General features: G+C 70.5%; 9 protein-coding genes. 8 read left to right on the top strand and 1 reads right to left on the bottom strand.

Annotation, left to right across the window (positions count from 1 at the left end; all coding sequences use genetic code 11):
- Window positions 1–61: 61 nt before the first annotated feature.
- Window positions 62–1,987, bottom strand: a complete 1,926-nt coding sequence (locus tag ABT403_RS00595) for an APC family permease (protein ID WP_344167750.1) — start codon at window positions 1,985–1,987, stop codon at window positions 62–64.
- A 222-nt stretch (window positions 1,988–2,209) separates the two neighbouring features.
- Here ABT403_RS00595 and ABT403_RS00590 point away from each other — a divergent pair, with 222 nt between their 5' ends.
- The 8 genes from ABT403_RS00590 (at window position 2,210) to ABT403_RS00555 (ending at window position 12,553) form a co-directional block, all read left to right on the top strand.
- On the top strand, window positions 2,210–2,959 hold the full coding sequence (locus tag ABT403_RS00590; RefSeq protein ID WP_344167753.1) for a DUF4118 domain-containing protein: 750 nt from the start codon (window positions 2,210–2,212) through the stop codon (window positions 2,957–2,959).
- 240 nt (window positions 2,960–3,199) lie between these two features.
- A complete protein-coding gene (gene kdpF / locus ABT403_RS00585; protein ID WP_037807443.1) occupies window positions 3,200–3,289 on the top strand; it encodes a K(+)-transporting ATPase subunit F in 90 nt (29 codons plus the stop codon).
- Window positions 3,290–3,295: 6 nt separating this feature from the next.
- A complete protein-coding gene (gene kdpA / locus ABT403_RS00580) occupies window positions 3,296–4,960 on the top strand; it encodes a potassium-transporting ATPase subunit KdpA (protein ID WP_344167764.1) in 1,665 nt (554 codons plus the stop codon).
- Window positions 4,957–7,059: a potassium-transporting ATPase subunit KdpB gene (gene kdpB / locus ABT403_RS00575; protein ID WP_344167767.1), complete on the top strand. Its 2,103-nt coding sequence runs from the start codon at window positions 4,957–4,959 to the stop codon at window positions 7,057–7,059. The genes kdpA and kdpB overlap by 4 nt, the downstream gene beginning before the upstream one ends.
- Window positions 7,060–7,065: 6 nt before the next feature.
- A complete protein-coding gene (locus tag ABT403_RS00570) occupies window positions 7,066–7,743 on the top strand; it encodes a potassium-transporting ATPase subunit C (protein ID WP_344167770.1) in 678 nt (225 codons plus the stop codon).
- A gap of 101 nt (window positions 7,744–7,844) precedes the next feature.
- Window positions 7,845–8,534: a response regulator gene (locus ABT403_RS00565; RefSeq protein WP_344167772.1), complete on the top strand. Its 690-nt coding sequence runs from the start codon at window positions 7,845–7,847 to the stop codon at window positions 8,532–8,534.
- A gap of 39 nt (window positions 8,535–8,573) precedes the next feature.
- A complete protein-coding gene (locus tag ABT403_RS00560) occupies window positions 8,574–11,120 on the top strand; it encodes a DUF4118 domain-containing protein (protein ID WP_344167774.1) in 2,547 nt (848 codons plus the stop codon).
- 620 nt (window positions 11,121–11,740) lie between these two features.
- Window positions 11,741–12,553, top strand: a complete 813-nt coding sequence (locus ABT403_RS00555) for an SDR family NAD(P)-dependent oxidoreductase (RefSeq protein WP_344167777.1) — start codon at window positions 11,741–11,743, stop codon at window positions 12,551–12,553.
- Window positions 12,554–12,961: the final 408 nt, after the last annotated feature.

The raw sequence follows: 12,961 nt of genomic DNA, 5'->3' as shown, positions 1-12,961 counted from the left end.
TACGCAGCGAGAACGCAGCCAATACGTCTATAGCCTCGTCTGACGGAATCCTGACGCCCTCTTAACGCCCTTCCTCCCGGTGGCCTAGGCAACGCACTCCGTCTGGAGGCGGAGCCCCCGTGACGCGGAAGCGGAGCCGGCAGATCACGGCGTCGGTGTCGCGGCGGACCGCGTGGGCGACGACGGAGCCGCGCTGGTTCTGGAGCAGCCGCTGCCAGAGGCGGGCGGGTTCGGTCTCCGGGATCAGGACGGTCACCTGCGCGTCCTGACGGGTCTGCGTCAGCTTCCGCACGTACTCCGACAGGGGCCGGCCGAGCGAGCGGGTCTCCGGGCAGAGCTCGATCAGTTCGACGCCGGGCTTCCACAGCTCCCAGTCGCGCCGCAGGGCTTCGGCCGCGTCACGGTCCTCGGGGGACGGCTGGGTGACGGTCACGGCGATGACCTCGTCGCCGAGCGAGCGGGCGGCGGTCAGGGCCTGGCTGGTCAGGCGGGACAGGCCGGAGACGGGGACCACGACCAGGGAACGGGACCGGTGCGGCGCCTGCGGGATCCGGCCGAGCTCCAGGCGTTCGCCGATCTCGGTGTAGGCGCGGTGGATCTTCTCGAAGCCGAGGACGAGCAGCGGCAGCGCGACGACGATCAGCCAGGCGCCCTCGGTGAACTTGGTGGCCGTGACCACGACGGCCGACACACCGGTCAGGAGGGCGCCGAAGCCGTTGAGCACCGCCTTGGCCTGCCAGCCGCGCGGCCGCCGCGCGTACCAGTGCCGGACCATGCCGGCCTGGCAGATGGTGAAGCCGACGAACACGCCGATGGCGAAGAGCGGGACGAGGGTGTTGGTGTCGCCGCCCGAGAAGACGAGCAGGACGGCGGAGACGAGCGCCAGCCAGACCACGCCGTGGCGGTGGACCTGCCGGTCGGCCTTGAGGGCGAAGACGTGGGGCAGGTGGTTGTCCCGGGCCAGCAGGCTCATCAGCACGGGCAGCCCGCCGAAGGAGGTGTTCGCGGCGAGCGCGAGCAGCACCATGGTGGCGAACTGGACCACGTAGAAGGCGGCGTTGTGGCCGAAGGAGGCGTCCGCGAGCTGGGCGAGGACGGTGACTCCCTCGACGGGCTGGAGGTGGAAGCGCCCGATCAGGACCGACAGGCCGATCAGCATCACGCCCAGCAGGGCGCCGAGGGCGACCTCGGTGCGCTGCGCCCGGCGGGCGGCGGGGGCCCGGAAGGACGGTACGGCGTTGGCGACGGCCTCGACCCCGGTCAGGGCGGAGCAGCCGGCGGCGAAGGCCTTCAGCAGCAGGAGCGCGCCGACCGTGGTGGCGCCCTCGCCGAGCGCGGAGGCGTGCCCGGTGGCGGACGCGGTGCTGACGGGACCGTCGCGGAAGAGCCCGACGACGACCATCGCGAGGATCGACCCGACGAAGACGGCGGTGGGCACGAGGAAGGCCTTGGCGGATTCCACGACGCCGCGCAGGTTCACCGCCGTGACCAGGACCAGCACGCCCAGGCAGATCCACCCCCGCTGCCCGTACAGCCCGGGGAAGGCGGAGGTCAGGGCGGCCACGCCGGCGGTGACGGACACGGCGACGTTCAGGACGTAGTCCAGGATCAGCGAGGCCGCCGCGACCAGGCTCGTACGCCGGCCCAGGTGGCGTCTGGCGACCGCGTAGGAGCCGCCGCCGTCCGGGAAGGCGGCGATGACCTGCCGGTAGGAGGCCACCAGGACGGCCAGCAGCGCGGCGATCGCCACCGTCACCGGCAGGGTGAAGCCGAGGCCGTACGCCCCGGCCGCGGCCAGGACCAGCACGATCGACTCCGGCCCGTACGCCACGGACGCCATCGCGTCCAGGGAGAGCGCGGCCAGCCCCTGGAGGGCGGTCAGCCGGTGGCGGTCGCCCGCCGCCGCCGTCGGTACGCCGGCATCAGGCGGCTCCTCCGTACCCGGGGCCTGTCCTGCGGTGCTCGGCTTTCCCATGTCTGTCGACATCTCTCGCTGTTCCTCCGTTGGTCAAAACGAGGACAGCGTCGGAAATTCCATGGCCGGATCGCCAGGGTCCTTGACGTTGTCCATACGGCCGCCGTGCCAGTCCTCACGCGTTCTTGATGCCGAAGCGGGAGCGCCGTATGAGGTGCGTCAAGACCTCGCGGGGGCGGGTGCCCGCGCCTGTGGTGAGGGGCAGGGTTGAAGCGAACGGACAGGAGGCCCCACATGTCCGGATACCGGCTCCACGACGCCGCCGCCCTGCTCGCGGCGCTCGTGGCCCCCTTCCTCGTGGCGCTCGCGCTCGTGCCCTTCCCTACGGACCTTTCGGCGACGAACGCGGCCCTGGTCCTGGTCGTCGCGGTGGTCGCGGTCGCCGCCATCGGTACACGGACCGCCGGAGCGGTGGCCGCACTGTCGGCGGCCGCCTGGTTCGACTTCCTCCTGACCGCGCCCTATCGACGGTTCACCATCACCAACCGCGAGGACGCCGAGACGGCGGTCCTGCTGCTCGTCGTCGGTCTGATCGTCTCCCAGCTGTCGGTACGCGCCCGCCGGCTGCGGACCGCCGTGATCACCGACGCCGCTCATCTGACGAGGCTTCAGGGCACCGCCCGGCTGGCCGAGGACGGCCGCTCGCCGGAGGCGGTCGTCGAGTACGTGCGCCGGGAGCTCGTCGGCCTCCTCGGACTGCGTGGCTGCCGCTTCGAGTACGGGAACCTGATGGGCGGCCTGCCGCGTCTGGAACACGACGGTGGGGTGTGGCTGCGCCGCCCTGACCGGGTGACCGAGTACGCCGACTGGCCGGACGGCGAGACCGAGCTGCGGGTCGTCGGCGGCGGACACCACTACGGCCGCTTCCTGCTGGACCCCCGCCCCGGCCCGCTGCCCCCGGAACAGGACCGCCTGGTGGCCGTCGCCCTGGCCGCGCAGGCCGGATCCGCCCTGGACACGGCCGGCCTGGCCCACCTGGGCTGACCGGGCCTTCCCCGTCCCTACCCGTCAGGGTGCCGTTAAGACATCCCCTGCGCCCGTATGGACACCGTCAAGGCGTCTTAACGCCGGGATGAAGACACGGTTATCTCGTCATCGGCCATCTGGCCGATTCATTACTTCCCACTTCACTCAGGAGCTCGCGATGGCCGATCTGGCCTTCGTCGTCACCACGGTCGCGGTGTTCGCGCTGGTGGCTCTCATCGCCCGGGGGGTGACCAAGCTGTGACCGTCGAAAACATCGTCGGCCTCGCCGTGGCCGTCTCCCTGCTCGGATACCTCGTCCTCGCCCTCGTATACCCGGAGAGGTTCTAGCCGGCGATGAGTCCCGTTCTCGCTGGTGTGCTCCAGCTCCTCGCACTGATGGCCGCGCTCGCGCTGGCCTACCGCCCCCTGGGCGACTACATGGCCAAGGTCTACTCCTCCGAGAGGCACTACCGCCCGGAGAAGTGGATCTACAAGGCGATCGGCGCCAACCCGTCCGCCGAGATGCGCTGGCCCGCCTATCTGCGCGGCGTCCTCGCCTTCTCCGCGGTGAGCGTCCTGTTCCTCTACGGCCTCCAGCGCGCGCAGGGCGTGCTGCCCGGCTCGCTCGGCTTCCAGGCCATCGACCCCGACCAGGCGTTCAACACCGCCGCGTCGTTCGTCGCCAACACCAACTGGCAGTCGTACGCCGGTGAGCAGGCCATGGGCCACGTGGTGCAGACGGGCGGGCTGGCGGTGCAGAACTTCGTCTCCGCCGCCGTCGGCATGGCCGTCGCCGTCGCCCTCGTACGCGGCTTCGCCCGCTCCCGTACCGGTGAACTGGGCAACTTCTGGGCCGACCTGGTGCGCGGCACCGTCCGGATCCTGCTCCCGATCTCCGTCGTCGGGGCCCTGGTCCTGGTCGCCTGCGGCGCCATCCAGAACTTCGCCGGAATCCACGAGGTCGGCCAGTTCCTCGGCGGCACCCAGCAGTGGAACGGTGGCGCGGTCGCCTCGCAGGAGGTCATCAAGGAACTGGGGACGAACGGCGGCGGCTACTTCAACGCCAACTCCGCCCACCCCTTCGAGAACCCGACCCCGTTCTCCAACCTGTTCGAGATCTTCCTGATCCTCGTCATCCCCTTCGCTCTGACCCGGACGTTCGGCCGCATGGTCGGAAGCCTGCGCCAGGGCTACGCGATCCTCGCCACCATGGCGACGATCTGGCTCGGGTTCACCGCCCTGATGATGTGGACCGAGTTCGCCCACCACGGCCCGGCGCTCCAGGCGGCGGGCGGGGCGATGGAGGGCAAGGAGACCCGCTTCGGGATCGGCGCCTCCGCGATCTTCTCGGTCGCCACGACCCTGACCTCGACCGGCGCGGTCAACTCCTTCCACTCCTCGTACACCGGGCTGGGCGGCGGCATCCAGCTGCTGGGCATGCAGCTCGGCGAGATCGCCCCCGGCGGTGTCGGTTCCGGCCTGTACGGCATGCTCGTCATGGCGATCATCGCCGTGTTCATCGCCGGTCTGATGGTCGGCCGCACCCCCGAGTACCTGGGCAAGAAGATCGGCACCCGCGAGATCAAATTCGCCGCCTGCTACATCCTCATCACCCCGGCCCTCGTGCTGTGCTTCACCGCCGCCGCGATGGCCCTGCCCACCCCGCCCCACTCGATGCTCAACTCCGGGGCGCACGGCTTCTCCGAGGTGCTGTACGCCTACACCTCGGGCGCGAACAACAACGGCTCCGCCTTCGGCGGGCTGAACGCCGACACCCAGTGGTACAACACCACGATCGGCATCGCCATGCTGCTCGGCCGCTTCCTGCCGATGGTGTTCGTCCTCGCGCTGGCCGGGTCGCTCGCCGAGCAGAAGCCCGTCCCCGAGACCGCGGGCACCCTCCGTACCGACAAGCCGCTCTACACGGGCCTGCTCGTCGGCACGATCCTCATCGTCACCGGTTTGACCTACTTCCCCGCGCTCGCGCTGGGGCCGCTCGCCGAAGGGCTCGCATCATGAGCACCGCCACCCCGACCCGTGCCCCGCACGAGGACCTGCCCACCGGCCACAAGCCCGACGCCGGACGCGTGGGCGGCGGCCTCTTCGACCCCCAGCAGCTGGTCAAGTCCTTCCCTGACGCGATCCGCAAGCTCGACCCGCGAGTCATGATCAAGTCGCCGGTCATGTTCGTGGTCCTCGTCGGCTCGGTCGTCACGACCGTCTTGGCCGTCAAGGACCCGACGGACTGGTTCGGCTGGGCGATCACCGCCTGGCTCTGGCTGACCACGATCTTCGCCAACCTCGCCGAAGCCGTCGCCGAAGGCCGCGGCAAGGCCCAGGCCGACACCCTGCGCAAGGCCAAGACCGACTCGGTGGCCCGCCGCCTCACCGCGGACGGCAGCGAGGAGTCCGTAGCGGGCACCGAGCTGAAGATCGGCGACCTGGTGGTCTGCGAGGCCGGCGACATCATCCCCGGCGACGGAGACGTCGTCGAAGGCGTCGCCTCGGTGGACGAGTCCGCGATCACCGGCGAATCCGCACCGGTGATCCGCGAGTCGGGCGGCGACCGCAGCGCGGTCACCGGCGGCACGAAGGTCCTCTCCGACCGGATCGTCATCAAGATCACGACGAAGCCCGGTGAGACCTTCATCGACCGCATGATCGCCCTCGTCGAGGGCGCGGCCCGGCAGAAGACGCCCAACGAGATCGCGCTGAACATCCTCCTCGCGTCCCTCACCATCGTCTTCCTGCTCGCGGTCGTCACCCTCCAGCCCTTCGCGATCTACGCGGGCGCCGAGCAGTCCATGATCGTGCTGACGGCCCTGCTGGTCTGCCTCATCCCCACCACCATCGGCGCCCTGCTCTCCGCCATCGGCATCGCCGGCATGGACCGCCTGGTCCAGCGCAACGTCCTGGCCATGTCGGGCCGAGCCGTCGAGGCCGCCGGCGACGTGTCGACGCTGCTGCTCGACAAGACCGGCACCATCACCCTCGGCAACCGCCAGGCCTCCGAGTTCGTCCCCGTCAAGGGCACGACCGAGGCGGAACTGGCCGACGCGGCCCAGTTGTCCTCTCTGGCCGACGAGACCCCCGAGGGTCGTTCCATCGTCGTCCTGGCGAAGGAGAAGTACGGGCTCCGCGAGCGTCACCAGGGCGAGCTGGCGCACGCCACCTGGATCGAGTTCACCGCCCAGACCCGTATGTCGGGGGTGGACGTCGACGGCAGGCAGACCCGCAAGGGTGCGGCCGGCTCGGTCATCACCTGGGTCGAGGAGCAGGGCGGCCAGGTCGCCGACGACGCCGACCTCCTCGCGAACACGATCTCGGAAGCGGGCGGTACGCCGCTCCTCGTCGCCGTCAACGACGAGAAGGGCGCCCGGGTCCTGGGTGTCATCCACCTGAAGGACGTGGTCAAGGAGGGCATGCGGGAGCGGTTCGACGAGCTGCGGCGCATGGGCATCAAGACCGTCATGATCACCGGTGACAACCCGCTGACCGCGAAGGCCATCGCCGAGGAGGCCGGTGTCGACGACTTCCTCGCCGAGGCCACGCCCGAGGACAAGATGGCCCTCATCAAGCGGGAGCAGGCCGGCGGCAAGCTCGTCGCGATGACCGGCGACGGCACGAACGACGCCCCGGCACTGGCCCAGGCGGACGTCGGTGTGGCCATGAACACGGGTACGTCGGCCGCCAAGGAGGCCGGGAACATGGTCGACCTCGACTCCAACCCGACCAAGCTCATCGAGATCGTCGAGATCGGCAAGCAGCTCCTGATCACCCGGGGCGCCCTCACCACGTTCTCCATCGCCAACGACGTCGCCAAGTACTTCGCGATCATCCCGGCCATGTTCGCCGTGGTCTACCCGGGCCTGGACAAGCTCAACATCATGGGCCTGCACTCCCCGCAGTCCGCGATCCTGTCCGCCGTCATCTTCAACGCGCTGATCATCATCGCCCTCGTGCCGCTCGCCCTCAAGGGCGTGCAGTACAAGCCCACCAGCGCCGACAAGATGCTCCGCCGCAACCTGGGGCTGTACGGCGTGGGCGGTCTGATCGCCCCGTTCATCGGCATCAAGATCATCGACCTCCTCATCACCCTCATCCCCGGAATCGGCTGAGACGACATGAACAACTCTGTAGGCAACACCGCGCGGCTGATCGGGGCCGGCCTGCGAGCCCTGCTCGTCCTGACCGTGATCTGCGGGGTCATCTACCCCCTCGCCGTCACCGGCGTCGCCCAGGCCCTCTTCAACGACAAGGCCAACGGCTCCGAGATCAAGGACAAGAGCGGCGTCGTCGTCGGCTCCTCCCTCATCGGGCAGACCTACAACCTGCCCAAGAAGGATCCGAACGACGCCGAAGAGGCCGCCAAGCCGGACCTGAAGTGGTTCCAGCCCCGCCCGTCGGGCGGACTGGGCACCAACAGCGTCAACACCCGGTACTCCCTCATCCTCTCCGGCGCCACCAACAAGGCCGCCGACAATCCCGACCTCGTCAAGGCCGTCGACGAGACCAAGGCCGCCGTCATCGCCGACAACTCCACCGCCACCTACCGGGTCAAGCCGCAGGACGTGCCGGCCGACGCCGTCACCTCCTCCGGCTCCGGCCTCGACCCCGACATCTCGCCCGCCTACGCCGAACTCCAGATCCACCGCGTCGCCGAGAAGAACGGCCTCACCGTCAAGCAGGTCGCGAAGCTCGTCAAGGACCACACCACGGGCCGGACCCTCGGCTTCATGGGCGAACCCCGCGTCAACGTCCTGGAACTCAACACCGCCCTCAAGGCACTGACCAAGAGCTGATGTTCCCCCTCGCACGGACCGGGAGCCGGCAGGGCGCGCAGTGCTCGCGCCCTGCCGGCTCCTTGGTGTCCCGCTCGCAACGAAGGAAAGGCTGCTTACCGATGACCCGGGTGCTGGTGGTGGAGGACGATCCCCAGCTCGTCCGCGCGCTCAAGATCAATCTCCAGGCGCGCAAGTTCGAGGTCGAAGAGGCTCCCGACGGCGGCTCGGCCCTGCGGCTGGCGGCCGCCCGCAAGCCGGACGTCATCGTGCTCGACCTCGGTCTGCCCGACATGGACGGCGTCGACGTGATCAGGGGCGTTCGCGGCTGGAGCCGCGTGCCCATCCTGGTCCTCTCCGCCCGCCACACCTCGGAGGACAAGGTCCGAGCCCTGGACGCGGGCGCCGACGACTACGTGACGAAACCGTTCAGCATGGACGAGCTCCTCGCCCGGCTGCGGGCGGCCGCCCGCCGGCAGGAGCCGGCGGGCGCCTCACGGGCCGACGAGGTGTCGATCGTCACCACCGACGAGTTCACCGTGGACCTGGTCGCGAAGAAGGTGTACCGGGGCGAGCGCACGATACGGCTGACCCCGACCGAATGGCACCTGCTGGAGATCCTCATCACCCACCCGGGCCACCTGATCACCCAGAACCGGCTCCTGCTGGAGGTCTGGGGTCCCACCTACAGCGAGAACACCAACTATCTGCGCGTCTACATGGCCCAGCTGCGGCGCAAACTGGAACCGGACCCCTCGCACCCCCGCTACCTGATCACCGAACCGGGCATGGGATACCGCTTCGAACCCTGATCATCCGCCCGACCGCCATCACAGAAGAAGAGTCTGAACATGGGACGCGGCAAGCTCCGCATCTACCTCGGCGCGGCACCGGGCGTCGGCAAGACCTACGCCATGCTCTCCGAGGCGCACCGCAGGGCCGAGCGGGGCACCGACTGCGTCGTCGGCTTCGTCGAGCACCACAACCGGCCGCGGACCGAAGTCATGCTGCACGGCCTCGAACTCGTCGAGCGGCGGGAGCTGGAGTACCGGGGCTCCACGTTCACCGAGATGGACGTCGACGCGATCCTCGCCCGCCGCCCCGCCGTCGCCCTGGTGGACGAGCTCGCGCACACCAACGTCCCCGGTTCCCGCAACGCCAAGCGCTGGCAGGACGTCGAGGAGCTCCTCCAGGCGGGCATCGACGTCGTCTCGACCGTCAACATCCAGCACCTGGAATCGCTGGGCGACGTGGTGGAGACGATCACCGGGGTCCGCCAGCGCGAGACGGTCCCCGACGAGGTCGCGCGCCGGGCCGACCAGATCGAACTCGTCGACATGGACCCGCAGGCCCTGCGCCGGCGGATGGCCCACGGCAACGTCTACAAGCCCGACAAGGTCGACGCGGCCCTCTCCAACTACTTCCGGCCCGGTAACCTCACCGCGCTGCGCGAGCTCGCGCTGCTGTGGGTGGCCGACCGGGTCGACGAGTACCTCCAGCAGTACCGGGGCGAGCACGACATCCGCTCCACCTGGCAGGCCCGCGAGCGCATCGTGGTCGGCATCACCGGCGGCCCCGAGGGCCGCACCCTCATCCGCCGCGCCGCCCGGCTGGCGGAGAAGGGTGCCGGCGGCGAGGTGCTCGCCGTCTACATCGCCGCCAGCGACGGCCTCACCTCCGCCTCGCCCAAGGAACTCGCCGTCCAGCGGACCCTGGTGGAGGACCTCGGCGGCACCTTCCACCACGTCATAGGCGACAACATCCCCGACGCGCTGCTGGAGTTCGCCCGAGGGGTCAACGCCACGCAGATCGTGCTCGGGGTGAGCCGTCGCCGCTCCTGGCAGTCCGTCTTCCGCCCCGGGGTCAGCGCCACCGTCGCCCGCGAATCCGGCCCGGACCTCGACGTCCACATCGTCACCCACGACGAGGCCGCCAAGGGCCGCCGCGGCCTGCCCGTCGCCCGTGGCGCGCGCCTCAGCCGCTCCCGCGTCATCTGGGGCTGGGCCGCCGGCATCGCCGGCCCCGCCGTGCTCACCGTCCTGTTGAGCCGGTTCGTCCCCGAGCCCGGGCTCGCCAACGACATGCTGCTCTTCCTCACCTTCACGGTGGCGGCGGCGCTGCTCGGCGGACTCCTCCCCGCGCTCGCCTCGGCGGCGTTCGGGTCCCTGCTGCTGAACTACTACTTCACGCCGCCGCTCCACGAGTTCACCGTCTCCGACCCCAAGAACATCGTCGCCATCGCGATCTTCGTCGGGGTCGCCGTGTCCGTGGCCTCCGTGGTCGACCTCGCCGCCCGGCGCACCCACCAGGCCGCCCGCCTGCGCGCCGAGTCCGAGATCCTGTCCTTCCTCGCCGGCAGCGTCCTGCGCGGCGAGGACTCCCTCGACGCCCTGCTCGAACGGCTGCGCGAGACCTTCGCCATGCGGTCGGTCGTCCTCCTGGAACGCACCAGTGAGGTGGACCCCTGGACCACTGCGGCGTCCGTCGGCACCGGCCCCGTCAGCCGGCCCGAGGACGCGGACGTGGACCTGCCCATCGGCGACACCATGGCGCTCGCCCTGACCGGCCGGGTCCTGCCCGCCGAGGACCGTCGCGTCCTGGGCGCCTTCGCCGCCCAGGCGGCCGTCGTCCTCGACCGCCAGCGCCTCGTCGACGAGGCGGAGAAGTCACGGGAGCTCGCCGAGGCGAACCGCATCCGTACCGCCCTGCTCGCCGCCGTCAGCCACGACCTGCGCACCCCCCTCGCCGGCATCAAGGCCTCCGTCACCTCCCTGCGCTCCGACGACGTCGCATGGTCCGAGGAGGACAAGGCGGAACTGCTCGAAGGCATCGAGGACGGCGCCGACCGCCTCGCCGCCCTGATCGGCAACCTCCTCGACATGTCCCGGCTCAACACCGGCACCGTCGTCCCGCTGATCCGCGAGACCGACCTCGACGAGGTCGTCCCCATGGCCCTGGGCGGCGTACCGGAGGACAGCGTGGACCTCGACATCCCCGAGACGCTCCCGATGGTCGCCGTCGACCGGGGCCTGCTGGAGCGTGCCGTCGCCAACATCGTCGAGAACGCCGTCAAGTACAGCCCTCACGGCCAGCCCGTCAACGTCTCCGCGAGCGCCCTGGGGAGCCGTGTGGAGCTCCGGGTCGTCGACCGGGGCCCGGGTGTCCCCGACGAGGCCAAGAACCGTATCTTCGAGCCCTTCCAGCGCCACGGCGACGCCCCGCGCGGCGCAGGCGTCGGTCTCGGCCTCGCCGTCGCCCGCGGCTTCACGGAGGCCATCGGAGGCACCCTCGCGGCGGAGGACACCCCGGGCGGCGGCCTCACGATGGTCCTCACCCTGCCCATGGCGGGCGGCTGTCCACCGGTGTCGCCGGAGATGCCGACGTCCGCGGTGACCTGACGTCGAGACGACCGACCGGAACACGCGAGCCGTCCGGCCCCGGTATCCCCACACCGGCGAGCCGGACGGCTCATGTGTTGTGCGACGGGTGACCGACACGCGCTCGCTCAGGTCCGTACCCCCACGGTGGGACCCTGCGCTGCTTCGGGCGATGTTCAGGTCACCGCCACCGGCCACGTGCCGCCGGACCGTCTTCCGGCTCCGTCGCCACACCAGTCTGCGACCGGCAGGCGGCCCTGGCAGCCGTCCTTGACGGGTTCCTTCCGCACGGAAGTCGATCTTTGATGCGGCCCTGACGAAAGGCATCAGAAGGCCGTCAAGAAGCCTTCGAGCGCTTGCCTCCGCGTCCCCGGTGCGCTGGGATTGCGCCATGAACAGCGGTCCGCGCCACGACGACCGGCCACCGAATCAGGTGCGGCCGACGGCGCCGGCTGTCCGCCCGGCCCTCTGACGTCGGCCGCGCGTCCCGCGCGTACCAGCTGCCGCCGCCCGCTTGAAGGGCGCTGCCGCAAGCTCCGTACGCGTCCTCACCTTCACCTCCACCGCATGACCTGAGCCCAGCCCCCGTCTCACGCCGGGGTACCGGGCACGTCAGGCATGCCTTCTTCCGGGAACTCGCCATGTCCTCATCCCTGTCCGGCCGTACCGTCCTCGTCACCGGAGCCTCCTCCGGCATCGGCTACGAGACCACGCGCCGGCTCGCCGAGCTCGGCGCCACCGTTCTCCTCCACGGCCGCACGCCCGAGGAGGCCCAGACGGCCACCGACCGGCTGATCGCCAGCGCCAGCGCCGGCGTCGACGGCGCCCGGCTCCGGCCGCTCGCCGCCGACTTCACCCGCCTGGAGGAGGTCGAGAGCCTCGCCCATGCCGTCGTACGGGACCACCCGCGCCTGGACGTACTCGTCAACAACGCGGCCATCGCCGCGCCCGAGCGCCACACCCTGACCGCCGACGGCAACGAGATCGCCTTCCAGGTCAACTTCCTGGCCCACTACCTCCTCACCAACCTCCTGGAGCCCGCCCTCACCAGCGACCCCGGCGGGCGCGTCGTCAACGTCTCCTCCGCGCTCCACCGTTCCGGTGCCATCCAGTGGAACGACCCGCAGCGCGTGCGGCGCTACTCCCGCCTCGCCGCGTACGCCCAGTCGCAGCTCGCGCTGACCGTCTTCGCCGCCGACCCGCGCGTCACCGCCGTCTCCGTCGACCCCGGCGTGTGCGAGACCGGCCTCCGCCCGCTCTACGGGCACGTGGGCGCCCCCGCCTCCGAGGGTGCACAGCACGTCGTACGGCTCTGCGACCCGGCCACCGAGATCGTCAACGGCGCCTACTACGACCGCTCCGAGCGCGTCGCCCCGGCCCCCGCCGCCACCGAGGACCGCACCGTCAAGCGCCTCAACAAGCTCGCCGACCTCCTCGTCGGCCACACCGCCTGAAGGGATCCACTCACATGTCCAAGCGCGCACGCAAGCAGAAGGCTCTCGCCTGGACCCCCGGGTTCCGCCCGGTAGGTGAGTACGCCCATTACGCCGTCGGTGCACCGACGGTGCCGTCGATCGTCCTGTGAGATCCGCACCGGACGGCCGGTGTTCCCCGCCTTCGGTCCGGTACGGCCCAGTCTGCGAGCCCCGCCCGGAGGCGATGCGCCCTGTTGACGGCCCTCTGATGGCGGGCCGGTACTTCTTGACGTGCCGGTGATGCCGGGCGCGGGCGGTATCAGAGCTGTGTCAAGGACGCGTCGTCCGCCTTGAGCCCGTCTTCGCCCAGGGGGTTGAATGGGGGATGTGAACAGCGGTCTGCGCCACGACGACCGGCCACCGCATACGGTGTGCCCGGCCCCGCGC

It is taken from the genome of Streptomyces sp. NPDC000075 (assembly GCF_040301925.1).
Taxonomy (GTDB): domain Bacteria; phylum Actinomycetota; class Actinomycetes; order Streptomycetales; family Streptomycetaceae; genus Streptomyces; species Streptomyces polychromogenes.
The sequence above is the reverse complement of the archived record's forward strand: the minus strand, read 5'-3'. Positions and strand labels throughout refer to the sequence as shown.

Coding starts and splice junctions, on each gene's coding strand:
- ABT403_RS00595 (WP_344167750.1), bottom strand. CDS start 1,987: ATGTCGACAGACATGGGAAAGCCGAGCACCGCAGGACAGGCCCCGGGT.
- ABT403_RS00590 (WP_344167753.1), top strand. CDS start 2,210: ATGTCCGGATACCGGCTCCACGACGCCGCCGCCCTGCTCGCGGCGCTC.
- kdpA (WP_344167764.1), top strand. CDS start 3,296: ATGAGTCCCGTTCTCGCTGGTGTGCTCCAGCTCCTCGCACTGATGGCC.
- kdpB (WP_344167767.1), top strand. CDS start 4,957: ATGAGCACCGCCACCCCGACCCGTGCCCCGCACGAGGACCTGCCCACC.
- ABT403_RS00570 (WP_344167770.1), top strand. CDS start 7,066: ATGAACAACTCTGTAGGCAACACCGCGCGGCTGATCGGGGCCGGCCTG.
- ABT403_RS00565 (WP_344167772.1), top strand. CDS start 7,845: ATGACCCGGGTGCTGGTGGTGGAGGACGATCCCCAGCTCGTCCGCGCG.
- ABT403_RS00560 (WP_344167774.1), top strand. CDS start 8,574: ATGGGACGCGGCAAGCTCCGCATCTACCTCGGCGCGGCACCGGGCGTC.
- ABT403_RS00555 (WP_344167777.1), top strand. CDS start 11,741: ATGTCCTCATCCCTGTCCGGCCGTACCGTCCTCGTCACCGGAGCCTCC.